Source organism: Streptomyces sp. NPDC051183 (assembly GCF_040682455.1).
In the GTDB taxonomy this organism is placed as follows: domain Bacteria; phylum Actinomycetota; class Actinomycetes; order Streptomycetales; family Streptomycetaceae; genus Streptomyces.
This window is the reverse complement of record NZ_JBFBBA010000001.1, coordinates 21,727-47,158: the sequence shown is the minus strand read 5'-3', so window position 1 is coordinate 47,158 and position 25,432 is coordinate 21,727. Positions and strand designations below refer to the sequence as shown.

At 74.6% G+C, this 25,432-nt stretch carries 19 protein-coding genes and 1 pseudogene; 11 read left to right on the top strand and 9 right to left on the bottom strand.

Going from position 1 to position 25,432, the window contains the following annotated elements:
- Positions 1-4: 4 nt before the first annotated feature.
- Entirely contained in the window at positions 5-1,945 is a 1,941-nt protein-coding gene (locus AB0M99_RS00190) for a helicase (RefSeq protein ID WP_365915837.1), read from the top strand.
- A gap of 50 nt (positions 1,946-1,995) precedes the next feature.
- Here the strand turns inward: AB0M99_RS00190 and AB0M99_RS00185 are convergent, their stop codons facing one another.
- Complete coding sequence (locus AB0M99_RS00185) at positions 1,996-2,496, bottom strand: hypothetical protein (protein ID WP_365915835.1); 501 nt, start codon at positions 2,494-2,496, stop codon at positions 1,996-1,998.
- 185 nt (positions 2,497-2,681) lie between these two features.
- Between AB0M99_RS00185 and AB0M99_RS00180 the strand changes: the two genes are divergently transcribed.
- Entirely contained in the window at positions 2,682-2,852 is a 171-nt protein-coding gene (locus AB0M99_RS00180; protein ID WP_365915833.1) for a hypothetical protein, read from the top strand.
- A gap of 266 nt (positions 2,853-3,118) precedes the next feature.
- Here AB0M99_RS00180 and AB0M99_RS00175 read toward each other — a convergent pair whose 3' ends face one another.
- The gene (locus AB0M99_RS00175; RefSeq protein WP_365916502.1) at positions 3,119-3,691 is read right to left on the bottom strand and encodes a GNAT family N-acetyltransferase; all 573 of its coding nucleotides are present in this window, start codon (positions 3,689-3,691) and stop codon (positions 3,119-3,121) included.
- A gap of 268 nt (positions 3,692-3,959) precedes the next feature.
- On the opposite strand from AB0M99_RS00175, the gene AB0M99_RS00170 reads away from it, so the two are divergent.
- Positions 3,960-4,934, top strand: a complete 975-nt coding sequence (locus AB0M99_RS00170) for an NAD(P)-dependent alcohol dehydrogenase (RefSeq protein WP_365915831.1) — start codon at positions 3,960-3,962, stop codon at positions 4,932-4,934.
- A gap of 30 nt (positions 4,935-4,964) precedes the next feature.
- Here AB0M99_RS00170 and AB0M99_RS00165 read toward each other — a convergent pair whose 3' ends face one another.
- Together AB0M99_RS00165 and AB0M99_RS00160 are read right to left on the bottom strand one after the other, a co-directional pair.
- Complete coding sequence (locus AB0M99_RS00165; RefSeq protein WP_365915829.1) at positions 4,965-6,314, bottom strand: hypothetical protein; 1,350 nt, start codon at positions 6,312-6,314, stop codon at positions 4,965-4,967.
- A 192-nt stretch (positions 6,315-6,506) separates the two neighbouring features.
- Positions 6,507-7,127: an L-threonylcarbamoyladenylate synthase gene (locus tag AB0M99_RS00160; RefSeq protein ID WP_365915826.1), complete on the bottom strand. Its 621-nt coding sequence runs from the start codon at positions 7,125-7,127 to the stop codon at positions 6,507-6,509.
- Positions 7,128-7,301: 174 nt separating this feature from the next.
- On the opposite strand from AB0M99_RS00160, the gene AB0M99_RS00155 reads away from it, so the two are divergent.
- The 4 genes and pseudogenes from AB0M99_RS00155 to AB0M99_RS00140 form a co-directional block, all read left to right on the top strand.
- Positions 7,302-8,678: an MFS transporter gene (locus tag AB0M99_RS00155; RefSeq protein ID WP_365915824.1), complete on the top strand. Its 1,377-nt coding sequence runs from the start codon at positions 7,302-7,304 to the stop codon at positions 8,676-8,678.
- Positions 8,675-9,856: an anhydro-N-acetylmuramic acid kinase gene (locus AB0M99_RS00150; protein ID WP_365915822.1), complete on the top strand. Its 1,182-nt coding sequence runs from the start codon at positions 8,675-8,677 to the stop codon at positions 9,854-9,856. The genes AB0M99_RS00155 and AB0M99_RS00150 overlap by 4 nt, the downstream gene beginning before the upstream one ends.
- A gap of 90 nt (positions 9,857-9,946) precedes the next feature.
- A complete protein-coding gene (locus tag AB0M99_RS00145; protein ID WP_365915820.1) occupies positions 9,947-11,152 on the top strand; it encodes a sensor histidine kinase in 1,206 nt (401 codons plus the stop codon).
- Between the two features lie 51 nt (positions 11,153-11,203).
- A pseudogene (locus tag AB0M99_RS00140) lies at positions 11,204-11,323 on the top strand (SHOCT domain-containing protein); the annotation flags it as partial.
- Between the two features lie 6 nt (positions 11,324-11,329).
- Here the strand turns inward: AB0M99_RS00140 and AB0M99_RS00135 are convergent.
- Positions 11,330-11,842 (bottom strand): SRPBCC family protein, encoded by a 513-nt coding sequence (locus AB0M99_RS00135; protein ID WP_365915818.1) that lies wholly within the window; start codon positions 11,840-11,842, stop codon positions 11,330-11,332.
- 242 nt (positions 11,843-12,084) lie between these two features.
- Here AB0M99_RS00135 and AB0M99_RS00130 point away from each other — a divergent pair, with 242 nt between their 5' ends.
- From AB0M99_RS00130 to AB0M99_RS00120, 3 genes are all read left to right on the top strand, one after another.
- The gene (locus AB0M99_RS00130) at positions 12,085-12,579 is read left to right on the top strand and encodes a GNAT family N-acetyltransferase (protein WP_365915816.1); all 495 of its coding nucleotides are present in this window, start codon (positions 12,085-12,087) and stop codon (positions 12,577-12,579) included.
- 66 nt (positions 12,580-12,645) lie between these two features.
- Complete coding sequence (locus AB0M99_RS00125; RefSeq protein WP_365915814.1) at positions 12,646-15,906, top strand: amidohydrolase family protein; 3,261 nt, start codon at positions 12,646-12,648, stop codon at positions 15,904-15,906.
- Between the two features lie 48 nt (positions 15,907-15,954).
- Positions 15,955-16,461: a GNAT family N-acetyltransferase gene (locus AB0M99_RS00120; RefSeq protein WP_365915812.1), complete on the top strand. Its 507-nt coding sequence runs from the start codon at positions 15,955-15,957 to the stop codon at positions 16,459-16,461.
- 12 nt (positions 16,462-16,473) lie between these two features.
- Here AB0M99_RS00120 and AB0M99_RS00115 read toward each other — a convergent pair whose 3' ends face one another.
- The 4 genes from AB0M99_RS00115 to AB0M99_RS00100 are packed head-to-tail and all read right to left on the bottom strand — an operon-like array spanning position 16,474 to position 23,453.
- Positions 16,474-19,431, bottom strand: coding sequence for a TIR-like protein FxsC (locus AB0M99_RS00115; RefSeq protein WP_365915810.1), 2,958 nt, complete (start codon positions 19,429-19,431; stop codon positions 16,474-16,476).
- A complete protein-coding gene (locus AB0M99_RS00110; RefSeq protein ID WP_365915808.1) occupies positions 19,424-20,389 on the bottom strand; it encodes an AAA family ATPase in 966 nt (321 codons plus the stop codon). The genes AB0M99_RS00115 and AB0M99_RS00110 overlap by 8 nt, the downstream gene beginning before the upstream one ends.
- Complete coding sequence (locus tag AB0M99_RS00105; protein WP_365915806.1) at positions 20,386-22,458, bottom strand: hypothetical protein; 2,073 nt, start codon at positions 22,456-22,458, stop codon at positions 20,386-20,388. The genes AB0M99_RS00110 and AB0M99_RS00105 overlap by 4 nt, the downstream gene beginning before the upstream one ends.
- Positions 22,455-23,453, bottom strand: coding sequence for a hypothetical protein (locus tag AB0M99_RS00100; protein WP_365915804.1), 999 nt, complete (start codon positions 23,451-23,453; stop codon positions 22,455-22,457). Before AB0M99_RS00100 ends, AB0M99_RS00105 begins: the two co-directional genes overlap by 4 nt.
- A gap of 133 nt (positions 23,454-23,586) precedes the next feature.
- Between AB0M99_RS00100 and AB0M99_RS00095 the strand changes: the two genes are divergently transcribed.
- The gene (locus AB0M99_RS00095; RefSeq protein ID WP_365915802.1) at positions 23,587-25,383 is read left to right on the top strand and encodes a serine/threonine-protein kinase; all 1,797 of its coding nucleotides are present in this window, start codon (positions 23,587-23,589) and stop codon (positions 25,381-25,383) included.
- Positions 25,384-25,432: the final 49 nt, after the last annotated feature.

The following is a 25,432-nucleotide window of genomic DNA, read 5'->3' as shown; positions in this document are numbered from 1 at the left end:
CCCCATGGGGCTGCGCCGCCGCCGGCACATCACCACCCGGGGCCGACAGGTCACGGGCCTGCACGACGAGATCCTCGACCTCACCGACACCGAGCGCACCGGGTACGAGGGAGCCGACGCGGACGCGGTGCTGCTCGCCGCACTCGACGCCGCCCGCACAGGCCGCATGCACGACATCGTGCAGACGATCCAGGCCGAGCAGGACCGCGTGATCCGCTCCCCGCACCGCGGGGTGCTGGTCGTGGAAGGGGGCCCCGGCACCGGCAAGACCGCGGTCGCCCTGCACCGCGCCGCCTACCTCCTCTATGCGCACCGCGAGCTGCTCGCCAAGCGCGGCGTGCTGATCGTCGGCCCGAACCCCGCCTTCCTCGGCTACATCGGCGAGGTGCTCCCGGCCCTCGGTGAGACCGGCGTGCTGCTCGCCTCGCCGGGCGAGCTCTTCCCCGGCGTCCGGGCCACCGCCACCGAGCGGCCCGGCGCCGCCGCCGTCAAGGGCCGCGCGGAGATGGCCGAGGTCCTCGCCCGCGTCGTGAGCGACCGCCAGACGCTGCCCGACACCGTGCCCGCCGGCAGCGGCGAGGACTCCGACGTCGTCCCCGAACCCGCCCTTGAGATCGACCACGACGACTACGGGACGCTGCTCCTAGACCGGAGCATGGCCCATGAGGCCCGCGACCGGGCGCGGGCCACCGGGCTGCCGCACAACCTGGCCCGCCCGTACTTCGCGTTCCGGATCATCGACGCGCTCACCGCGCAGCTCGCCGACCGGCTCGGCGCGGATCCCTACGGCGGACCCAACCTGCTGGGCCCGGACGACATCGCGCAGCTCGGCAAGGAGATCGCGACCAGCGCCGAGGTGCACGCGGCCATCGACACCCTGTGGCCGGAGCTCACCCCCCAGCAGCTGATCTCCGACTTCCTGGAAGCGCCCACCCATCTCCCGGAACGGGACGCCGAGTCGATCCGCCGCACGAGGGGCGGGGCGACGGACGACTGGACTCCGGCCGACGTTCCGCTCCTTGACGAGGCCGCCGAACTCCTCGGCGTGGACGACAGCGCGCTGCGCGCCGCCGAGGAGCGGGAGCGGCTGGAGCGCATCGCGTACGCGCAGGGCGTGCTGGACCTGTCGCTGGGGTCGGAGTCGTACGAATTCGAGGACATGGAGAACGAGTTCCTCGCCGCCCACGACATCGTCGACGCGGAGCGCATGGCGGAGCGGCACGAGGAGGCCGACCACCGCAGTGCGGCCGAGCGGGCCGCCGCCGACCGCACCTGGGCCTTCGGGCACGTCATCGTGGACGAGGCCCAGGAGCTGTCCGCGATGGCGTGGCGCCTGCTGATGCGGCGCTGCCCGACCCGTTCCATGACGCTGGTGGGCGACCCGGCCCAGACCGGCGACGAGGCCGGCTGCGGTTCGTGGCGGGAGATCCTGGAGCCGTACGTCGCGGACCGCTGGGACCTGGTGCGGCTCGGCGTCAACTACCGCACGCCCGCCGAGATCATGGACGTCGCCACCGCCGTCCTGCGGGCCCGGCGGCCCGACTTCGAGCCGCCGAGCTCGGTGCGGACCACGGGGCACCGGCCCTGGGTGCGCAGGGCCGACGACCTGGCGCATCTGGTCCGCACGGTCGAGGACGCGGTCCGGGAGGGCACCCCGGCCGAGGGCCGGCTGGCGGTGATCGCGCCCCGCCCGCTGCACGAGGCGCTGGCGCCCGCGCTGCCCGGCGTACGGGCGGGCGAGGGGCCGGACCTGACCCGTACGGTCGTCCTGCTGGACCCGCGCCAGGCGAAGGGGCTGGAGTTCGACACGGTGATCGTGGTGGAACCCGCCGACCACTTGCCGAGCGACCTCTACGTCGCCCTGACCCGGGCCACGCAGAGCCTCGGCGTCGTCCACACCGGCCGGCTCCCGCAGGGCCTGGGCGAAGCCGCCGAGCGGGCGTAGCCAGGGACCGTGACCGCAGCCCCCGGCGCGGGGGCTGCGGTCACGGGAGGTCAGCGGAACAGCATGGAGGCTTCCCCGGCGGCCGTGGTGACCGAGCCGGGGCACAGGAAGCTGCCGGAGACCTTGGTCGCGGTGAAGGCCTGGTTGACGTACTTGCGGGTGGCCCCGTCGCGGTTCCACACGATGTTCGTGGCCTTGAAGCGGCAGGAGATGAAGCTCTGCTTGCCCGAGATGTCGATGGCGTCGGTCCTGGCGAGCCCGGCGGCGTCGTCGAAGGTGAATGCGGGGTTGTTGTTGAGCGTGGCCGTGATGCCGCCGCTACAGGCGAGGTTGCCGCCGGGCGGGTTGATGCTGGTGCGGTCGACGGTCAGGGCGGCCGGCGGGTTGGCGCTGGTGTGCGCGTTGGTCCAGCTGCAGGTGTTGCCCGCGACCACGATCGTCCCGTCCAGGCGCTGGTCGGCGGTGGGGCCGAGGGCCGAGGCCGCGGTCGATCCACCGATGATCACCGCGGCCGCGAGGGCGGTCACGCCGGAGAGTTTCGAGAGGTTCATCCTGCTGCTCCTCTTCGTCACGTGCTTGTGGGGGAGGTGGGGCACGCAGGAACGTGTCACAGGGACCTTGAAATGTCAGGACCATGCCAATGATTGGCCGAATGGTTCCGGTCCGGCCCTACCCGGAACCGGGCAGTCGTTCGATGCGTCGAACCCTGCACAACCACAAGGGAATTGGGGGAGAGATGGCGGAGAACGAGCCCGAGGGGACCGAGGCGGCGGCCGCGGACAACGTGCAGCACGCCGACTGGATCGGCCCGGGCGTGGCCCCGGACGGCTGGGTCGGCCCGACGGCGGAACCGGCCGAGCCGGAAGCGTCCGACCCCGACCGGCAGGACTGGGTCGGCCCGAGCTGACGGACCCCGGCCCGCCGGCTGAGCGAACCGGCGCCGGGCGGGGTGCAGCCCCTCGATCCGAAGCGGATCGAGGGGCCTCGGCGCGGGTCCGGTAGCCGGGCGGGGCTCGGCCGATGCGGTTCACCGAGGACGGGCGCACCGACAACGCCCGCTACGCCGGCGGGCAGACGTACGTCCGGTACTGGCAGGCCGTCGACCGGACGGGCAAGTCGGCCTGGGTGGCCCACCCCCGACGCCCCGTCACCCTGGGCCCCCGGACGGCCTGCTCAACCCGCCGAAGCCGGCCCCGACGGGAAGTTGACCTCATCGCACTCGCCGCGCAGATCGAGCAGCATCACGTCATGGCGGTCCGCATCCGAGCCCCATGGCTGCGCCTGGCCCACCTTGCGGTACCCCCACGCCCGGTAGGCGGCCGACGCCGCCTCGCTCGCCGGGTGGACGTTCAGCAGCACCCGCTCGGCCCCGATGGAGTCGAGCAGCGCCGTGTGCAGACGCCGCGCTACGCCCTGTCCCCGCCACGGTCCGCGCACGGCGAGTTCCATGAGCCCGAAGGTGCGGCGGCCGTCCTCGCGACGCATGTCGTCGGGCACGGGCTCGATGAGTTCGTCCCACCACACCGCGTCGGGGCCGAGCGGGTAGCCGTACGCCATGCCGATCGGCTCGCCGCCCTCGGTCCGGGCCAGGACCGCGCGAAAGGCGCGCTTGAGAGCCTGGACGGGGAAGCGGCGGAAGGCGGCGGCGACGTCGTCCTCGGACTCGTCGTAGGGAGGCTCGGCGAACGCCTCGGCGTAGATCACCCTGAACGAGTCCGCGGCCTGAACGGCGGACGCCCCGTCCATCTGCTCTATCGCGACGATCCCTTGCTGTGCCACGTGACCCCCATCGAGCGGTTGCGCAATGCGCTCGCCGCGCGCACGCGGCCGCTGCAAACTCCCGGATCCTACCCGGCAGCCACGTCGCGCGCCCCAACCGCCTTGTGCGGGGCGGCCCTTAGGGGGTGATCCCGGATGTCCTTGAGGGGCGCGCCCGCTTACCTTCGCGAGTAGCGCGGGCCTTCCGGCCGGCCGACCCACTGCGCGCCGAGGCGGCGCGCGTCACGGAGGCGTAGTGAAGGCCATAGTCCAGGACCGGTACGGATCGCCCGACGTCCTGGAGTTCCGGGAGGTCGACAAGCCGGTCGTCGCCGACGGCGAGGTGCTCGTGCGGGTCCGCGCGGCCGCCGTCAACGCGCGCGACTGGCACCTCATGCGGGGCGACCCGTACGTGGCGCGCCTCGTGCTCGGCCTCCGCAGGCCGAAGGAGAGGATCCGGGGCACGGACTTCGCCGGTCTGGTCGAGGCGGTGGGCAAGGGTGTGACGGGGCTGAGCCCCGGCGACGAGGTGTTCGGCGAGGCGGACGGGGCCTTCGCCGAGTATGTGTGCGCCCCGGCGGAGGCGGTGGGCCTCAAGCCCGCCAACCTCACCTTCGAGCAGGCGGCCGCGGTGCCGCTGGCGGGCAACACCGCGCTCATGGGCCTGCGCGACCTGGGACGGGTGGCGCCGGGACAGCAGGTGCTGGTCAACGGCGCGTCGGGCGGAGTGGGAACGTTCGCGGTCCAGATCGCCAAGTCCCTCGGCGCCGAGGTGACGGGCGTGTGCAGCACGAGGAACGCGGACCTGGTCCGGTCGCTCGGCGCGGACCACGTCGTCGACTACACCCGGGAGGACTTCACCCGCGGGGGGCGGCGGTACGACCTCGTGTTCGACCTGGTGGGGAACCGCTCGCTGAGCGACCTCCGTCGCGTGCTCACCCCCGCCGGGACGCTCGTCCTGTCGGGCGGCGGCGTGTCCGAAGGCGGCAGCCTGTTCGGGCCGATGGGGCTCATCATCAAGGGGCAGGCGCTGTCGCGCTTCGCCGGCCACCGGCTGCTCGTCCTCACGGCGACGCAGGACAGGGAGAACCTGGCGGAGCTGAGGCGACTCGCCGAGGCGGGGAGCATCAGCCCGGTGATCGACCGTACCTACCCGCTGAGCGAGGCACCCGAGGCCATCCGGTACCTGGAGGTGGAGCACGCGCGGGCGAAGGTCGTCGTCACCGTCTGACGTCAGTCGCCAGTCGCCAGTCGCCAGTCGTCAGTCCTCTTTCTTCGGTACGACGAGGACGAGTTCGTTCCCGCGGCAGTAGCGGAGTCCTCCTCCCGGCACGGTGTGCGCCCGGCAGGCGGATCCGGCCTTCCACAGGATCCGGTCGCCCGCTCCGGGCCAGTTGCCGAACAGGAGCAGCCGGCTGCCGTCCTGCCAGACACCGCTGTCGACGATCGCGGCGCCGGGCCCGAGGCCGGCCGGCCGGACCGGGCGCTTCTCCGGGTCCTCCGGGGCGTGGTCCGGCCCGTTGGGCCCGTGTACGAAGACCTCCGTCCGCTCGGCCGGGTACATGTGCTCGGTCCTGAGCAGGTACTCGCCCGGCTCCAGCCGTGGCCGGGCGACGGCGGCTGCCGGGCCGTCGAGGGCGCGGACGACACGGGCCCCCTCCGCGTCGGGGACGACAAGGCCGGCGTGCGAGAGGAGGGGCCCGGTCCGGTCCCACCGACAGCCGGTGCCCGGGTCCCGCGCCGCTTCGGGCTGGTCCCAGGTGACGTCCGCCCGCCAGCCCGGTCGGTCCCCGTCGGTCCGCATGGAGCCCGCGGCGACGGACGCCCGGCAGGTCCCCTTCTCGGGTGCGGTGACCACCACCAGCCACGAGCTGTGGGTGGAGCCCACCCGGTCGATCCGGCCCTCGGGCAGTCGCAGTCCTTCCGCCCACAGGACCCCTCCCTCGCGGGGCTCGATCCGGGCGATCCGGCCGTCCGCCACGACGTACGTCCCGCAGTCGTGGACGGCGGTGCCCAGGCCGTCGCGGCCGCAGCCGTGGAGTACGGCGCCGGCGCCCGGGACCGTACGTTCCCACTGCGACCGGCCCGTTGTGGGATCAGATCCCTCGACCCGGCAGGAGCCGGGCGCGCAGGTGGCCTCGATGAGCACGCCGTCACCGGAGCCGTGGTCCCGGTCGAGGGAGACCGACGTTCCCCCGGCGACCTCGCGGCGCCAGGTGATGACGCCCTTCCGGGGGTCGAGGCCCGCCACGGCGGTGGGGCCCACCCGGTCGGGCCGCCCGCCGACCAGCAGGACGGTGTGCCCGCGGACGAGGGCCGAATGCGGTGTGCCGGGCACTTTCGACGTCAGGGCGAACTCGGCCGGCAGCTCCAGGGTCCAGCGGGGGCCGCGCCGGTCCGCCCCCTCGTCGGCCCCTGCCCCGGCTCCCGTACGGTCCTGCTCCAGGCGTACGCCGGGCGGTCGCGCGACCACGGTGCCCTGGCCGAGCACCCCGGTCGCGGGCTGGTACAGGGCCCAGGTACCGTCCGGGCCGGGCGCCACCGGCAGTTCGCCGCGCCAGGACACGACGGGCTTCGACTCGCCGTCGCCGAAGTGCGGCGGTTGGGGCACGAAGCACCCCGTCAGAACCGCGCCGAGCAGGAGGAGGGCGAGTCCCCTCCACGTACGTGTGTGCACCGCAGCCCCCCGTCAGGCAGCTCCGCACCGAACGCACCCGGTACGGCAGCGGCCAACGAGGCCTCATCGTAGGTCAGTTCGACCACAGGTGGAGGGGCCGGGGCGGCCGCTCCGGGCCCCGCGGGGCTACTCGAAGCGGGTGGTGTCGCCCGCCCCGCGGCGTACGATCTCGGCCTCGCCGCTGGAGAAGTCGATGACCGTGGTCGGCCTGGTGCCGCAGTCGCCCGAGTCGACGACAGCGTCCACCACGTGTTCGAGGCGCTCCTTGATCTCCCAGCCCTGCGTCATCGGCTCTTCCTCGTCGGGCAGGAGCAGGGTGCTGGAGAGCAGCGGCTCACCGAGCTCGGCGAGCAGGGCCTGGGTGACGACGTGGTCCGGGATCCGGACTCCGACGGTCTTCTTCTTCGGGTGCATCAGCTGGCGCGGCACCTCCGACGTCGCACGGAGGATGAAGGTGTACGGGCCGGGCGTCGAGGCCTTGATCGCCCGGAACACGTCGTTGTCGACGTGCACGAACTGGCCGAGCTGCGCGAAGTTCTGGCACACCAGGGTGAAGTGGTGACGGTCGTCGAGGTCGCGGATCGACCGGATCCGCGCGAGGCCGTCACGGTTGCCCAGCTGGCAGCCCAGTGCGAAGCAGGAGTCCGTCGGGTACGCGATGAGCGCGCCGGAACGGATGCTGTCCGCCACATTGCTGATGGTGCGTCGCTGAGGGTTCTCAGGGTGCACGTCGAAGTACGTCGCCATCCGCCGAGACTACGGGATCGGGCCGGTGCGGCCGCCCGTCGGCCGCGCGTCGACCGCTCACCGGCCGCCTTGCCGGCGGAGGCCCCGCGGCGGACGGCCCCGCGGCGGGGGCCGATCTGCTGAACCGGGCCGCTGCGAGGCATCGGGCCCGCGCGGAGCGGGCACGCAGCACGGGTGACCCCTCTCGCCCTCAGCGCGGCGCCGCCGACCGGCACCCGACCGCGCCGCGCGCTGCTCGCCGGCTCGGTGGGCAACTTCGTCGAGTGGTACGAGTTCGGCGTGTACGGCTGCTTCGCCACCGTCATCGCCGCGCACTTCTTCACCCCGGACGCGGGGACGGGCACGGGCGCGGGAGCCGGCGCGGCGGGTGCGGGGCCGCTGCTCGGCACGTACGCCTCCTTCGCGGTGGCCTTCTTCTTCCGCCCCGTCGGGGCCGTGCTGTTCGGCCGGCTCGGGGACCGCTTCGGCCGCCGCCCCACCCTGATCCTCGTGGTCGGGCTCATGACGCTCGCCACCACCCTGATCGGCCTGCTCCCGACCCAGGCCACCGTCGGCCCGGCCGCGCCCTGGCTGCTCACGGCGCTGCGGGTCGTGCAAGGACTCTCCGCCGGCGGGGAGTTCGGCGGCGCCGTGGCCCTGATGACGGAGTGCGCGCCGCCCGGGCGGCGCGGGCGCTACGGCGCGTGGCAGTCCTTCACCGTCGCGCTCGGCCTGCTCTGCGGCGCCGGCGCCGCCGCCCTGCTGGGCTCGCTGCTCACCCCGGCCGCGCTGTACGGATGGGGCTGGCGGCTCCCGTTCCTGATGGCCCTGCCGATGGGTCTTGCCGCGCTGTGGCTGCGTACGGGACTGGAGGAACGGGAACCGCCCGGCCGCGCGGAGACCGGAGCCCTGCCCGGGACGGGGTCCGGGACCGGGACGGGCACCGGGAACAGCAGCGGCACCGGCACCGGCACCGGCACCGGCACCGTCCGGGCCATCGTGCTCGGTGTCGGGCGGATCATGGGCTGGTCCGCGGCCGGGTACACCTTCCTCGTCGTCCTGCCGTCCTACCTCCAGTCCACCCTCGGCGCGTCCTTCCGGGAGGCCCTGATCGCCACCGCCCTCGCCAACCTCGGCTTCGCCGCGTCGATCCTGCCCGCCGGAATGCTCAGCGACCGCGTCGGCCGCCGTCCCGTCATGCTCGGCGGGGCCCTCGCCGTCGTCCTGTTCGCCCTCCCGCTCCTGCACCTGCTCCAGGCCCCCGATGCCTCCGCGCCCGCCAAGGCCGCCGCCGTCCTCGCCGCGGGCGCGGCGGTGGGCCTGCTGGCCGGCCCGGGCCCCGCGATGCTCGCCGAGATGTTCCCCGCACGCGTGCGCTGCACCGGGCTCGGAGTGGCGTACGCCCTGGCCAACGCGGTGTTCTCCGGCTGCGCGGGTCTCGTCATCACCGGCCTGATCGCCACCACCGGCGACACCGACGTCCCCGCGTACTACGCGGCCGGCGCCTGCGCGCTCAGCGCCCTCGCCCTGGCGGGCCTGGGCGACGACGGCCACCGCGGGCCGCTGCGATGAGGGTCGTCGGGCTGATGTCGGGCACCTCGTACGACGCCGTGGACGCCGCGGCCGCAGAGCTGACCTTCGAGGACGGGGGCGGGACCCTGCGCCTGGTCCCGCTCGGCATGGTCAGCGCCCCGTACGAGGAGGAGCTGCGGAGCGCGCTCGCCGCGGCCCTGCCGCCCGCGGCCACCTCCATGGCCGAGGTGTGCCGGCTCGACACCCGCATCGGGCAGGCCTTCGCGGAGCTCGCGGCCCGGGCCGACCGCGAACTGTGCGCAGGGCGGGCCGAACTGATCGCCTCGCACGGGCAGACCGTCTACCACTGGGTGGCCGGGGGCCGGGTCCACGGCACGCTCCAGCTCGGCGCCCCCGCCTGGATCGCCGAGACCACGGGCCGTCCGGTGGTCGCCGACTTCCGCCCCCGGGACGTCGCGGCCGGCGGCCAGGGCGCCCCGCTGGTGAGCCTGATCGACCTGATGCTGCTGCGCGGGCGGCCCGGCGCACCGGCCGCCCTGAACATCGGCGGGATCGCCAACGTCACCGCCCTGCCCGCCACGGGCGTGCCGGTGGCCTTCGACACCGGACCGGGCAACGCCCTGCTCGACGCCGCCGTCCGCGAACTCACCTCCGGGCGGCTCGGCTACGACGAGGACGGCGCCCTCGCCGCCGCCGGCAGGGTGCACGAACCCCTGCTGCACCGACTGCTCGCCGAGCCGTACTACCGGCTGCCCGCGCCCAAGACGACCGGCAAGGAACTGTTCCACCACCGCTATCTGCGCACCGCGATGGCGGGCCTCGGCGCACTCGCGCCGCCGGAGGTCGCCGCCACCCTCACCCGGCTCACCGCCCGCACGATCGCCGACGCGCTGCGCCCCTTCGCCGCCACCGAGGTCATCGCCTCGGGCGGCGGCACCCGCAACCCGGTCCTCATGTCGATGCTCCGGGAGGAACTGCCCGCGCACACCGCGCTGGCCACCTCCGACAGCCTCGGCCTGCCCGCCGCCGCGAAGGAGGCGTACGCCTTCGCCGTCCTCGGCTTCCTGACCCTGCACGGCCTCCCCGGCAACGCCCCCGGCTGCACGGGCGCCGCCGCCACCCGGATCCTGGGCTCCGTCACCCCGGGTCCCGGCCCCCTCCGCCTTCCGCCCGGGCCCGCACGAGCCCCGGCCTCGCTGGTCATCGGCGCACGCTGACACCGACCCCATGTACTACCTGGGTAGTACACGGGAAACGCTACGCCGGGGTGACGCAGGCCAGGCGGGGCCGCGTCTAGCGTGGCTCGTATGGAAGAGCAGCGTGGGCGCCCGGGTCCCCCCTGGCGGCGGTGGGTGGAGCATGGCGGACGGGGGCCGGCGTGGCGGTCCGTGCTGCTCGTCGCCGTCTTCGCGCAGGTGGGGTCCGGATGGGCCGCGCAGGCGCAGGGCGGGCGCGTGGCGCTGGACTGGTTCGCGCGGCTCCTGCTCCTGCTCGGGCCCGCCCTGCTCCTGGCCCGGCGCCGGTATCCGGTGGCCACGGTGTACGGGGTCAGCGCCGTCACCCTGGTGTATGTAGCCGCCGGGTACCCCTACGGCCCGGTGTTCCTCAGCGTGGCGCTGGCCTGCTTCGCCGCCGTCATCGCCGGACACCGCTGGGCCGCGTGGGGGGCCGTCGGCCTGCTCTGGACCGGGCATCTGCTCGTCGCCCACTGGCTCTACCGCCGGCTGCCGCCCACCGGCGACGGCCCGGCGCCCTGGGCGCAGGAGCTGGTCGTCACCGCCTGGGTCCTCGCGATGCTCGCGCTCTCCGAGCTGGTCCGCGTACGCCGCGAGCAGTGGGCCCGCGAGCGGTCCGAGCGGGAGGCCGCCGAAAGACGCAAGGTGGACCGGGAACGGCTGCGCATCGCCCGGGAGCTGCACGACGTCCTCGCCCACAGCATCTCGGTGATCAACGTCCAGGCAGGGGTCGGGCTGGCCCTGCTGGACAGCGATCCCGAGCAGGCCCGTACGGCGCTCACCACCATCAAGGCGGCGAGCAAGGAGGCATTGGGGGAGGTCAGACAGGTCCTCGACACCCTGCGCACCCCCGGCGACGCGCCGCGCACCCCCGCCCCCGGGCTCGACCGTCTCCCCGAGCTCGTCGAACAGGCGGCCGCCGCCGGGCTCGCCGTGGAGATCACCGCCGAAGGCGAGGCCAGGGTCCTCGCGCCCGGCGCCGACCTCGCCGCCTTCCGTATCGTGCAGGAGGCGCTGACCAATGTCGTACGGCACTCCGGCTCGCGAGCCGCCCGCGTCCGCCTCACCTGGCGGCCGGACTCCCTGCAACTGCGCGTGGACGACGACGGCCCGGCCACCGGCGGCGCGTCGGACGGCAGCGGCAACGGCCTGGTCGGGATGCGCGAGCGGGCCGCGGCGCTGGGTGGCAGCATCGAGGCCGGGCAGCGCCCGGACGGCGGCTACCGGCTGGGCGCGCGAATCCCGCTGAAGGCCGCCCCGCTCCAGGAGGACCCGTGATCCGCGTGCTGCTCGCCGACGACCAGCTGCTCGTCCGGGCGGGGTTCCGGGCCGATCGCGATCCTGGGACGGCGCTTCGCCACCGGCGAGATCGACCAGGACGAGTACTGGCGGCGGCTGTCCGTCCTGGACGAGCAGTTCGGCCGCCCCCTCAAGGACGGCGCGGCATGACCACCGTCACCCCCGCGCCGGCGGGCGGGCGCAGGCGGCGGCCAGGCGGGCCAGGGTGGTCCGCATCCCGGCCCGGTTGACCTCGACGCGGCGCTCGGTGCCGGTCCCGGCGAAGACGGCCCCGAGCGCGTCGGTCAGCCCGGCGCCGCGGCCGGTCCGGAGGTCCTGCCAGGTCTCGGTGACCCGGGTGCCGTCGCCCTCCGGCTCGAAGCGGTAGCCCCAACGGGCGATCGGGAGGCCGAAGATGCCGACGTCGAATCCGAACTCCCCGGTCCAGTCCGGGGCCTGCGGTTCGCGCAGCACCACGATCCTACCGGTCGTGAACCAGAGGAACGGTCCCCGCCGGTTGAGCCCGAGGAACCGGCCGCCAGGGCGGCCCGGCGGCCCGGCAACCAGAACCCGTCGGCACTCGGGGCTCCAACGGCCCATGTTCCGCAGGTCGGACACCACCCGGTGGACGTCCGCGGGGGCGGCGTCCACCACGATCTGCTCCTCCAGGAGCCGCACGCGCTCTGCCACCGGGGTCAGCCTGCCGGGCGGGTGGCGAAGAGTTCGAGGTGCCCGCACTCCGGGCAGCGGGTCGCGCCCAGGAAGCCCGGTTCGAGGCCCGTGGCGGAGCAGCGCGTACAGGTGGTCGTCGACATGGGGGGAGTGTAGGCACCGCCGCCCCCAGGCGGTACAGGGGCCGAGCTGCCGATCTGGCGCCTGCCGACCGGCAGATCCGGGGGCGGGTGCGGACGGTGGTGCGTATCCTCCCGATCATGGTGAGTTTGGAGCGGCTCCGGGCCGATCACGCGGCTGCCCTGCTGGCCTTCGAGCGGGAGAACAGGGAGTTCTTCGCGCGGAGCGTGCCGGACCGGGGGGACGCGTACTTCGCGGAGTTCGCCTCCCGTCACGAGGCCCTGCTCGACGAGCAGGCCACCGGCGGGATCCACTTCCACGTCGTCCTGGACGAGCACGGAGCGCTCATCGGCCGGGCCAACCTCGTGGACGTGCGTGACGGCGCCGGCGAAGTCGGCTACCGCGTCGGCGAGCACGCCGCCGGACGGGGCGTGGCGACGGCGGCCGTCGCGGAGCTGTGCTGGCTGGCCGCCGGCTCCTACGGGCTCTCGACACTGACCGCACTCACCGACCTGGACAATCCGGCCTCCGCTGCCGTGCTCCGCAAGAACGGCTTCGCCGCGGTGGAGGAGATCCTCATCGCCGGGAAGCCCGTCGTGCGCCACCTCCGTCACCTCCGCCCCCGTTGCCGATGACGGTTCGTGATCGTTCGACTGGCTGAGGGCGCGACCGGCAGGGTCGGCCGGCGATACGCGAAGCGAGTGATCGGGTTGCGAGTTGCGCGCAGGACGGTTCTGCAGGCGGCTTCGGCCGGAGCCCTGACGGCGCTGCTCGACAGCTCCCCGGCCCCGGCCGCCCCCGCCCCCGCCCCGGCCCCGGCCGCCCCCGCCCCAGCCCCGGCCGCCCCCGCCCCAGCCGCGGCCGCGCCCCCCGCTGCCGGGGACCTCGTCCGGCTGCGCTTCACCCGCGCGACCAACGGCGCGGCGACCGCCACCGCGAGCGGGGACCGCATCGTCGCCGAGGTGCAGAACATCCTCTGGTCACTGCCGCCGGACGGCTCGCCCGCGACCCAGCTCACCCCGCCCGACCTGGAGCCCGGACGCCCCGTCTTCTCACCGGACGGCCACCGGATCGCGATGAGCGCGTACCGCGGCGGCGCCTTCCACATCTGGGTGATGCGCGCGGACGGCTCCGCCCTGCGCCGGCTCACCGACGGCCCCTTCGACCACCGCGCCCCGGCCTGGTCGCCCGACGGCCGCAGCATCGCCTTCTGTTCCGAGCGGGGCGGCGACCCGGTGGCGGGCAGCCCGTACCGGATCTGGACCGTCAACGTCACCGACGGCCGCATGCGCCGACTCACCGGTCTGCCCGGGCAGACCGGTCCCGGACAGGAGGGCGCCTGGGAGGACTTCGACCCGGTCTGGTCGGCCGACGGCTCCCGCGTGCTGTTCGTCCGTGCCACCCTCACCGGCGAGACCCTGACCGCCCGGACCCTCGCCTCCGTCACCCCGGGCGACCCCGGCCCCGTACGGACCGAACACACCGCCACCACCGGCAGCCTGCTCGCCCCGGCGGTCTCCCCGGCCGGGCGCACCGCCTGGCTGTCCGCCGCTCCGGGCCCCCGCAAGGCCGAGGTCCTGAGCCTCTACGCCGACGGCCGCCCGGTCGCCCTCGACGGCGACCTCGCTCCCGCACCCCCGCGCTGGATCGGCGACGACCGGCTGCTCATCACCCTCGACGGCCGGTTCCGGGTGATCCGCCCCCACCGCGACACCACCGGCCACGAGATCCCGCTCGACGCCACGCTGGAGACCACCCGGCCCCGCTACCGGGTCAAGCCGTACGTCCTGGAAGCCGAGCGGAGCCGCCCCGTCCGTGGCATCCACCTGCCCAGCCTCTCGCCCGACGGCCGCAGCGTGGCCTTCGCCGCACTGAACGCCCTGTGGGTCGCACCCGTCGCCGGGGGAGCGCCGCGCCGGATCTCCCAGGCCCCCGTCACGGCCTACGTCCAGGGCCCGCTGTGGACTCCCGACGGCCGGGCCCTCGTCTACACCGACGACCGCGACGGGCTGAACACCGTGCGCCGCCGCGACCTCGCCGACGGCCGGGAGAACGTGCTCGCCCCGGGCGGCCGGGTCTACGGGGCGCTCTCGCCGGACGGCCTGCGGCTCGCGGCCCTCGACCTCGCCGGCCGGCTCCACGTACGCGATCTCGCGACGGGCACGGAGACGCCCCTGGTCGCGGCCCTCGGGGGCGGCGGGCTGCCGGGTCCGCCCAGTTGGTCGCCCGACGGGCGGTACGTCGCCCTGTGCGACCGGAACCGCCTGAGCCGGCGCTTCCGCGAGGGCTTCAACCTCATCCGCATCGTCGACACCACCACCGGCGAGGCCCGGCTGCACGCGCTCGCCCCGCACGCCTCGCTCGCGGACCGCTACGCCTCGGGGCCGGTCTGGTCGCCCGACGGCCGCTTCCTCGCCTGCGTCAGCGAATCGGCCCTGTGGCTGCTCCCCGTCACCCCCGACGGCACGCCCGCCGGCCCCGCGCGGATGCTGACCGACGAGCCCGCCGACCACCCCTCCTGGTCCGCCGACTCGCGCACCCTCCTCTATCAGTCCTGCGCCCGGCTGCGCCTGCTCACCCTCGACGGCGACGGCGAACCCGCCGCGGACCCCCGGACCGTGCCGCTCTCCCTGAGCCACCGCCGCCCCGCCCCCGTCGACACCGTCGTGCACGCCGGACTCCTGTGGGACGCCACCGGCACCCCGCCCCGCGCCGATGTCGACATCCTCCTCAGCGGCGGCCGGATCACCGCCGTCGAGCCCCACCGCGCGGGGCGCCGCGCCGCACGCACCGTCGACGCCTCCGCCGGCACCGTCCTGCCGGGCCTGTGGGACTCGCACGTCCACCCGTACCCGTACACCTACGGGGCCCGCCAGGGCGTACTGCACCTCGCGTACGGGGTCACGACCGCCGTCTCCCTCGGCGGATCCGCGTACGAACAGGCACGGCTGCGCGAGGACATCCGGGCCGGGCGGCTCGCCGCACCGCGGCTGCTGGCCGGCGGCGAACTGCTCGACGGTGCCCGAGTCGCCTACAGCATGGGGCGCGCCCACCGCACCCGCGCGGGATTCGCCCGCTCGCTGGCCCGGGCCGCGGCGCTGGACTGGGACTTCGTCAAGACGTACGTCCGCGCCCCGTACGACTACATGGAGGACGCCGCCCGCTTCGCGCACGACCGGCTCGGGGTCCTGGCCGGGTCCCACCTGTGCGCCCCCGGGATCCAGGCGGGACAGGACCTGACGACGCATCTCGTGGCGACCGAGCGTGCGGAGCACGGGCACGGCGCGACCCCGAGCGGGCACACCTACCAGGACACCGTCGAGGTCTACACCCGGGGCGGCTTCGACCTCGTCGCGACCCCCTTCACGGCCCTGCCGCTGATCGGCGCCGACCCGGCGGTCGCCGCCGACGCGCGGGTCACGGACCTGATGCCGCCGTGGGACGTGGCGGCGGTACGGGCGGCGGCCGCGCAGCCGCCGACCGCCGAGCAGAGCGCCGCCCTCGAACGGGAGGTCGGCGTGTACCGGCGGGTCCTCGCGGGCGGCGGCAGGCTGGCGCTCGGCACCGACGCGCCGCTCACCCCCGTGGGCCTCCACCTCCACCTGTCGCTGCGCGCCCTGCACCGGTACGGGCTCACCCCGGCCGAGGCCCTGACCACCGCCACGCGCACCCCGGCCCGGGTCTTCGGGGTCGCGGACCGCCTCGGCACGGTCGAGCCCGGCAAGATCGCCGACCTCACCCTCGTCGACGGCGATCCCTTCACGGACTTCGCGGACCTGATCCGGGTACGGGGCAGCATCCGCGGCGGAACCCTGTGGGAACGCGCCTCCCTGGAGCGCGCCTTCACCCCTCCCGCGGCTCCCGACACGCCGCCCGAGGGCTGGCGCGGCGTCCTGCACCAGATGCTCCGCGACGGCTGCTGCACCACCCACCAGTCCCCGGAGAACCCGCCATTCCGCTGATGTCGCAATAGCAGTGGAAACTTCTGCCGGTCCTTGGAGAATGCCTCCATGCGCATTCGAGCAGTACGCATTGACGAGTTGGGGCTCCTCCAGGACATCGAGAGGGCGGCCGGGGAGTGCTTCCGCGACATCGGCATGCCGGAGATCGCCGACGACGAACCGCTACCGCGCGAGGAACTGGCCCGGTACCATGAGACCGGGCTGGCCTGGGCCGCGGTCGACGACACCGACGCCCCCCGCGCCTACCTCATCGCGGAACGCGTCGACGGCAACCTCCACGTCGAGCAGGTGTCGGTGCACCCGGACAGCGCGCGCCGCGGCATCGGCCGGTCCCTGCTGGAGCGGCTCGCGGTCCGCGCCGCGACCGAAGGGGCGCCCGCGCTCACCCTCACCACCTTCACCGAAGTCCCGTGGAACGCCCCCTACTACGAGCGCTGCGGCTTCCGGAGCCTGGACCCGGGCGCGCTCACGCCCGGCCTGCGCGAGATCTGGGACCGGGAAGCGGAGCACGGCCTGAGGCGGTGGCCGCGGACGGTGATGCGCCGACCGCTGTGAACACGCAGGCCGCTACTCGGGCTCCAGCGTGGAACCGGGCCCGGCGGGCGGCCGGCCGAGCGGGTCGTAGAGGCGGGGCCGTTCTCTGAAGGAGGAGTCGCCCATCGGCAGCCGGGGGCGTGGTCTGAGGTAGTCGTCGTAGGCACCGGTCAGGACCTGGGGCATCAGACCGTTGAAGTCCTCCAAGCCGAGCACGCCCTCGCCGGACCGTCCGCTCCGGCGCAGCAGGTTCGGGACGGTGGTGGCCAGTCGACGGCTCAGACGGGGCGCCGCCTCAACGCTCTCCCGGTCTTGGCGGCTCCAGGCGACGACGATGCTCGTTCCCGGCGAATCGTACGTGTCCAGGGCGGCCAGTGCCCTGCCGATGGCGGGAACCTCCAGTGCCCAGAGGTCGACGAGCAGGATCAACGGACCGGAAATCCTGCGGTGCCTCGCCAGCGCCACCTCGTCTTCGAGTGTGGAGGCCTCCACCTGGTTGTTCAGCTGGTACGCCAGGTCGGCGGCCGTATGGGCGAGCGTCCGCGCGGTCAGGGGGTGATACGGGTTCCAGTCGTCGGGGCGGTTCCCGTAGTAGTCGGCGCTGCGCCCTTCCGGGAGGTTCGCCCGCGTGGGGGCCGCCACCGCGATCCGCAGACTGCCCCGGTAGGACGTGGCCGTGCCGAAGGCGCTCGGCACCGTCCGGAAGTCCACGGGACTGACGGGGCCGAGCCGGACGCTCTCGCCGACCCGGACGATCCGTTTGGCCAGTTCGTACACCGCCCGCTCGTACTCATCGGCGTAGCCGCGGAGTTTGAGCAGGCCGTAGAGCCCGTCGGTCACGTAGCGCTCGCCGAAGGCGTGGTGGCTGAAGTGCAACCGTTCGGCAGGGGCGGGCAGTTGGGAGGGCGGTACCGGCACCCACAGTGCGGGCACGATGGCCTCGGCCGGCTGACCGCTGAACGCGCCGTGCTGGGCGGTCCGTTGGGCGAAGGCGAACCACTCCTTCCCGCACATCTCGCTGGCGAAGTAGCGCGGCGAGTACAGGGGGACGAAGACACGGCAGTCGGCCAGCGCCGTACTCAGCCGCTCCGACCAGCCCTCGCCGTTGCGGATCTCCCGGTCCATGAACCCCACCGGGTATCCCGTCGGCAGGTCCGTCAAGGCCATCACATGCCCGCACAGATCACGGAAGAGCCGTTCGACCCACATGTCAGGGTCCGCGCCGGTCGCGCCGTAGCGCGGCGTGTGCGCGTAGCTGAGGAAGAAGTACGGCCGGACCCGCGCGGACTGGGTAGGGCGGCCGGATGCGGCGGCCTCGACGAGCGGAGCCACGGCGGACGTTTGCGGTCCGGGTTCCCCGGCAGGGGTCGGTGCCTCCCCCAGCACTTCCGGGTGCACCTCGGCGAACGGCGCGTGGTCCGCGGTGACCTCGGCACCCCCCTCCGCTTCGGGCACGAGGGCGGGGAAGCGCGAAGGGGCCGCGGTGTGCGCGGCCATGAAGCGGCTCACCGCGTCACGGGTGCGTGCCGCGTCGCGCGCGCCCAGCCTGGGGGCCAGCCGTTCGCGCACGCCGTCCCGGAACCTCAGCACCGGACCGCCCCGCCCGGGCTCGCCCTCCTCGACCGACACCAGGCCGCCGACGACCACTTCGGCCATGTCGGCCGCACTCGCCTCCGGGACCAGCTCCTGGCGCACCAGGTGCAGCAGCCCGGAGTGCATGCGCGGGTACGGGGAACAGAGCACGGCCAGGCGTACGGCGTTCGCCGAGGCCCGGTGCAGGAAGGCGTCGACGAGCTGCCCGGCGTCCGGCGGGGCGTCCGGGGGAGCGGCCGGCCGGCCGAGCAGTCCCGGCTCCGGCACCAGGACCGCGTCGCAGCCTGCGGGGTCGCCCCGCATCAGGGTGCGGGCCCAGCGCGCGACGGAGCGCGGGGAGAGGCCGACGACCGGCAGCGGCAGCCAGGTGTCCGTGCGGTTGCCCGGCGGGCCGAACGCGTCCTCCAGCAGTGGCGGGGCCAGGAAGCGCAGTTGGGCGTTGTGGACGCCCGGCGCACCGGGGGTGGTCACCTTGACGGCCGGGAGGTCGAGACCGGAGTGCCGCCAGATCTTCGGGGGCAGCGGGTTCACGAGCACGGTCGGAGTGGCGCCGGCCCAGGCGTGCACCTGGTCCCAGAGCCAGTTGTCGGCGCCGGCGCCCGGCACGCAGTCCGAGACGACCAGTGTCAGCCGGCGCTGCCGTGCCGTCCCCGCGGCCTTCTGGGGCCCCCGGATCCGGGGCTCCGCCTCTGCCCCGGCCTCCCAGGTGTCGACTTCCCGGACCCGGAGCGTACGGAAGGCCCCGGTGGTGGCCAGCACCTTCAGCAGTTCGTCGACGGTCTCGCCCCAGACGGCCATGGTCGGCGACCGGTCGACCACGACGGACAGGTCGAACCAGCGCTCCGGAGCCGGGCTGAACGCGGGCAGCAGCTCACCGCTGCGGGCGTAGCGGGCCACGGTCCGCGGGAGGTCCAGCTGCTGCCTGCGCCCCGCTGCCCAGGGCCGGCGCAGGGGGCGCAGGGCGCGGGCGATCTCCCGGGCGCGGGGGAGTGCGGAGCCTCCCGGTACGGTCACTGCGCGGGCGGGCAGTGCCTCGCCGCCGGGCGCCGCGGGACCGTACACCGGTCTGCGGAGGCGGCCCCACTCGCCGGTCCGCTCGCGCGGGTCCTCGGTGCCGGAGGAGCCGGGCGGGGCCGCTGCCGGATCCGCCGGGTCCGTGGCCCCGGTCCCCGGGCGGGCCTGCGTACCGGCGGCGAGCCAGAGCAGTTCGGCCAGCGAGAGGCCGTCCAGCTCCCGGCCCAGCGCGTGCAGCGCCGAGGCCACGGCCGTCAGCGGGTCGCCGTGCGGGGCCGGGGCACCGGCGGGCTCGGCGGACCCGGCCGACTCGGTGGACCCGGCGGGCTCGGTGGACCCCGCAGACCCCGCGGACCCCGTGGACCCCGTGGACCCCTCAGGCACCCGAGAGGTCCCTCATCAGGAGGCCGATGAGCCGCTCGCGCTCGGCCGCGTCCGACCGGGCGGGCCCGTCCAGGAGGTGCAGCGTGCCCAGGAGCTGGTCGACGGCCACGCTCTCGCCCGACGCGACCCGGCGTACGAAATCGTCGACGAGCTCGGCCGCCGGACCCGACTCGCCGACCTCCATCCCCAGGTGGCCGCGTACCACGTCACGGATCAGCGCGGCCGTCGGCTTGGGCATGGTGTAGCGCACGCAGCGACGCAGGAACGGCGCCGGGAGCTCCTGTTCGCCGTTGCTCGTCATCACGATGAACGGGAACTCGGTGCACTGCACGTGACCGTCCTCCACCAGGTGCCGGACGTCGCTCTCCCAGGTCCGCACCCGCGCGGTGTGCTGTTCCTCGCGCATCAGCTCGGTGATGCGGAACTCGCCGCGTTCCAGCACGTCGAGCAGGTCCCCGGGGAGGTCGAGGTCGGCCTTGTCGATCTCGTCGATGAGCAGGGCGCGCGGCCGCGTCGCGGGCAGCAGCGCGGTCCCCAGCGGGCCGAGCGTCAGGAAGGCGGCGATGTCGTCCACGTCGACGTCCGTGCCGGGGTTCCCGCCCGCCCGCGCCTTCTCCTGCTGGAGCCGGTGGGCGTGGATGCGGCCGAGGGCGTCGTAGCGGTAGAGCGCGTCCGCGAGCGAACTGCGCGAGGTGATGTGCCAGCGCAGTACGGGCCCCAGTGTCAGCTCCGTGGACACCTGCTCGATGACCGTGGACTTCCCGGTGCCCGGGCCCCCGGTGATCAGCAGCGGCCGGCGCAGCGCGAGCGCCGCGTTCACGGCGTCGGTCAGCCCCTCCGGCGGCCGGAACACCGCGGCCGCCGAGCGGATCGGGAAGGTGCGCCAGGGCGGCGGTTCGGGCAGCGGGACGGCGGCCCTCTTCACACCGTCCCCCCGGTAGTACGCGTCCCAGGTCATGGGGTCCCCTCGTCTCGGGTGCGGGCGGGCGGGGTCGAAGTCCTGAAGGACCTGCAGAAGCGCAGCCAGTCCTCGTCGTCCCAGACGGCGCGGAGATCGGCCAGCCCGGCATCCGCGTCGCCCCGCCAGCGGTCTCGGTAGGCGCGCGCCAACGCGCCCGGCATGGCCCACCAGTTCTTGTCCAGGCAGCCGTGCCGCTCCTTGGGGAAGCCCTCCGCCGCGTGCGGCCACAGCAGGACCGGCGTGTAGGCCAGGAGCATCTCCATCAGCCGGGCGTCGGCGCCGGGATGCCGGGTCAGCCCGATGCCGCGCGTGTAGCGGCCGAAGCGCAGGTGGTCGCGCAGGGTCTGCGGATCGGCGAGGTCCTCGTGGGGCAGCCAGTCGACGGGCGTGCCCGCCCGGCACTCCGCGATCGCCTCCCAGCGCTCGGCGACCACGGCGTCGATGCTGCGCAGTACGGCGTCGGGGGTCAGGCGGCTGCTCCAGTGCAGGCGCACGTCGTAGCGGATGCCCAGCAGCATGGCGACTCCCGCCTCCTCGGGCCGCCAGGCCAGCAGGAGTCCGCTGGGGACGGCCAGGTCGAGGCGTTTGAGGGGGAGTTCGAGGGTGGCGGCGTGCTCCTCGGCCCACTGCACCGCCGCCTCGACCGCGCTCTCCGCCCCCCGCCTGTCCGCAGCCTCGTTGGGGAACTGCTCGTGGTGGATCATCGCCCCGTCCAGCAGCAGCCAGGCGTCGAGCACCTCGGGCCAGTCTCCGGTGAGGGAGGAGTGCAGGCTGACGACGAGGCCGAGGCGCTGGCTGTCGGTACGCCGCAGGGCGTGCACGATGGCGTCGTTCACCTCGACGGGGGCTTCGATCCGGTGTCCCCAGGCGCGCAGTTCGGGGTCCTTGAGATCCTTCCCGCAGGCCTGTGCCAGCAGCGCCACGAACCGGGCGACGGAGCGTCTGCCGTCCACGTCGGTGGCGGGATGGTTGAAGGTGAGCTCGTCGATGACGGCCACATCGGTCGGGTTCGGGTCGTCGGCCGGCAGCCGGCCCTCGGCCGCCAGCATCGTGTACAGCGCGTGCCGGATCCGGGCGGAGGTCAGATCGCCGCCGATCCAGCCCCGGAGGAACTCGACGGTGCGTACCGCGACGAGCAGCCCGTCGACACCGCGCAGCGCGCGCTCACGGGCCGGGGAGGCCGGCAGGCCCCGGAGTTGCTCACGGCACCGTCTCGCCGCGTGCACGTCCGCGGTGATGTCCGGTACGGGCATCAGGGGGTCCATGGCCGCGAGGGCCTCGGTCAGCTCCTCCGCGGCGAGCCTGCCGCCGAGGCCGCCCAGCAGGCCGTCGCGGACCCGTGCGTTGCGGGCGACCCACAGCGGCTCCCTGGCCGCGCCGTCCCCGTCGAAGTCGAGGCCTGTGAGGTTCTGCCCCACGACCACCGCGCGCAGCGCGCCGAGTACCTCGCCCACGCGCAGCGTCCCGCCCGCGCCCGGCAGACCGGCCCGTACGAGGGCGGCCAGGTGCCGGGAGAAGGAGAGGTCGACGGCGGGCTGGCCCAGTGACGAGGCCATCAGCAGTCCCAGCCGGGTGCGGCCGCCGCGGGCGCCCGCGGTCAGGTCCTGGGCCGCGGGCGGCGCTCCGGCCGCGTGGCAGGTGTCGATGATGCCGAGTACGCCGGCCACCCCGGGGTGGTCCGAGGCGACGGTCAGGAGTTCGCTCACGTTCACCGAGTCCTGCCGGAGGTCCTCCGTGGAGTCGGCGCACATGAGGTGGAGGGTGCTGCTGCGGCCGGGAGCGAAGCCGTGGCCGAGGAGGGCGAGGACCAGTGCCGCGCCGTGCTCCGCCGCGTGGCGGACCGCCTCGTGCACCGTGTCCCGCACCACCCGGCTGGTGAGGCCGTCGCCGGTGACGAGCGCGGACCGCCCGTCGGGCAGCCCGGGTTCGCACCCGCCGAGCGCGGGGTCCGCCAGCACCCCGTACAGTCCGCCGGCCGCCTCCTCCAGGCGTGTCAGGTGCTCCATCGACGCGCACTGCGGCGCGACCACCAGGACGTGCCGGCGGGCCGTCCTGCGCCTGCTCATCCCGCGCCACCGCCGCCGGGCCCGAACGCCGGGCGGGACAGGGCTTCGGCGACGGGGCCGGCGACGGCCGGCTGGGCGAGGTACTTCTCGGCGGAGTGCACCCAGGTGCCGTCGGAGTCGACGCGCCGGCTGACCGGGACGACCCCCGCGGGGTTGGCGCGCACGTCCCGTTCCAGGCGGGGGCGTACGGCGATGATGTCGTCGCGGTCCCAGAAGTTCAGCCATTGCGCCACGGTTCCCGGCGCGCTCGGCGGCCGGGGGGAGAGCCGCGGCCACACCACGGTCCGCATGGCGATCGGAGAGCCGAGGGTGACGAACAGGGGTGCGGGCGCGGTGAGTTCGTGCAGCGATTCCAGCGCGACGATCGTCCCCAGCGAATGCGCGACCACCACCGCCGGTCCGTCCCCGATCGCCTCGGCCACCCGGGCGCGGATCCGGCGGTCCAGGCCGGCGCCCTGCGCATCGGCCTCGGCGCGCGCCAGGTAGCGGGCCACTTGGGTCAGGTGGCTCACCATCAGCTTGGGGGTGACCCACCGCGCGGCGGCGCCCCAGGGTTTGAGGGCCATCAGCGTGGTCGCCACGTTCAGGGCGCGGCGTACCACTTCCAGGCTGCCCTGTTCCTGCGCCCTCGGCGCGGCCTGGGCCCGGGCGTGGTCGAGGGTCCGGCGGTCCCACTCGTCGTCACCGCCGCCGCCGTCCGCGTGCTCCTCGGCCAGGCCGTCCACCCAGGCGACGAGGAGCTCGGAGAGGATCTCGGCCTCCGCGTCACCGGTGTCATCGGCCCCGGCCCCGCCCTGGGCCTGGCCGGATCCGAACAGGTCCGCGTAGTGGGCGAACACGCACTCGGCCAGGCCGCCGGCGAGCAGTTCGCGGGCCGCCTGCGAGTGTCCGGCGCCCTGCATGCCGGTGGCCAACGCCCCTGTCCAGGCGGCGAGTTCGCGGTCCGGGTCGCGAGTGCCGCCGATCCCGTGGACGAATACCAGGCGTGCCCGCACCGACTGCCTCCCCATGACGCAGCGCACCGTCCAGGAAGGCTAACAACACCCGCTGTCGCGGGCGGCCGGTTCGGCCAAGTCTTTGGATAGGGTGCCCTGCGAGACCGGTGTTCTGCGTGGGAGACATGAATTGATGAGTGGTCAGCAGTCCGGCCCGGGCGGTTCCGCACAGGTTTTCCAGCCGCTGACGGGAGACGATCCGACCACCATCGCCGGGTACCGGCTGGCCGCCAAACTGGGCGCGGGCGGCATGGGCAAGGTGTACCTGTCGTACACGCCGGGCGGGCGGCCGGTGGCGATCAAGGTGATCCGCCCGGAATTCGGCGAAGACCAGGAATTCCGGAGGCGGTTCGCCCAGGAGGTGCAGTCCGCGCAGCGCGTACAGGGGCTGTTCACCGCTCCCGTCATCGACGCCGACACCGACGGCGCGCAGCCCTGGCTGGCCACGGCGTACGTCCCGGGCCCCTCGCTGGCCGACGCCGTCGTCGCGCACGGCGCCCTGCCCGTCGAGGCGGTGCTGCTGCTCATCGCGGGCATGGCCGAGGCCCTGCACGTGATCCACGGCGCGGGCATCGTGCACCGCGACCTCAAGCCGTCGAACGTGCTCCTCGCCGCCGACGGCCCCCGCGTCATCGACTTCGGCATCGCCTACGCCGCCGACGCGACCTCCCTCACCGGCAGCGGCGTCACCATCGGCACCCCATCGTTCATGGCGCCCGAGCAGGCGGCGGGGCGCAAGGTCACCGCGGCCACCGACATCTTCGCGCTGGGCCAGGTCGCGGCGTACGCGGCCACGGGATCCCCCGCCTTCGGGGAGGGGACCTCGCACGGCGTGCTCTACCGGATCGTCCACGAGGAGCCCGACCTCGGCGGAGTGCCGCCGCGGCTGACGGAGCTGGTCACCCGCTGCCTGGCCAAGGACCCCGGAGCCAGGCCGTCGATCCCCGAGATCATCGCGCTCTGCCAGGCGGCGAACGCGGAGACGGTGCTGCGCCGGCCCGAGGACTGGCTGCCGGGTCCGGTCGCCGCCGACATCACGGTCCGCGCGGCCGCCCCCGCCCCGGTCCAGGCCCCGCCGCCGCCCACCGTCGCGCCGTCCGTCGGCTACACGCCCACCGCGCCGGTGCGCCCGGCCGCCGCCCCGCCCGCGGCGGCCGCCCCGCCCGCGGCGGCCGCCCCGCCCCCGGGCTACGGGCCGGCCCCGGCGTACCAGCCGCCTCAGCCGTACCGCACTCCGCCGCCCGTGGCCGTTCCCGTACCGCCCGCGGCGCACGCCCATGCCTACGCCCCGACGCCCATGCCGGCCTACCCGGGGGCCCCGGCGCCCCGGCCTCCGCAGCGCGGCGGCAGGCGGGGCGCGCTCGCCGCCCTCGCGGCCGCGCTGGTGTTCACCGTCGTCGGCGGCGGCGCGGCGTACGTCGCGCTCAAGGACGACGACAAGGACAAGGGGCAGCAGGCACAGGGCGGCGGCCGGTCCGACAACGCCGGCGGCGGCGGGCAGAGCTCGCCCGAGCCGAGCGCCAAGGCCGATCCGAAGCCCGTCGACCACAAGGGCATCAACCTCACGGCCGGCTACCACCTGACGCTCAGCGACGACTCGCTGCGCCCCCAGCAGGGTGAGGACGGCGGCTACGAGCTCTCCTACGACACCGGGTGGTACCTCGACGCGGAGAGCCAGGGCGGACAGCTGGTGCTGCTCGACCCGGGGCAGGAGGGCTCGCTGGCCGCCTGCCGCGAGGACACCCGCTTCACCCAGAACGTCTACGTCAACAAGCTGTCCAAGGGACGGCAGGTCTGCGTCATCACCGGAACGGGCCACCTGGGCCTCCTGACGGTCCAGGGCTTCTCGCCGGAGGATTCGCCCAGCAAATACATCACGCTGGACGTGACGGTCTGGCGCAACGCCATCCGACCGGCCTCGGGCCGCTGAGTCGTTTTGACTTCGCGGTGCCTTTGCGATTGCGTAGATGATCCGCCCG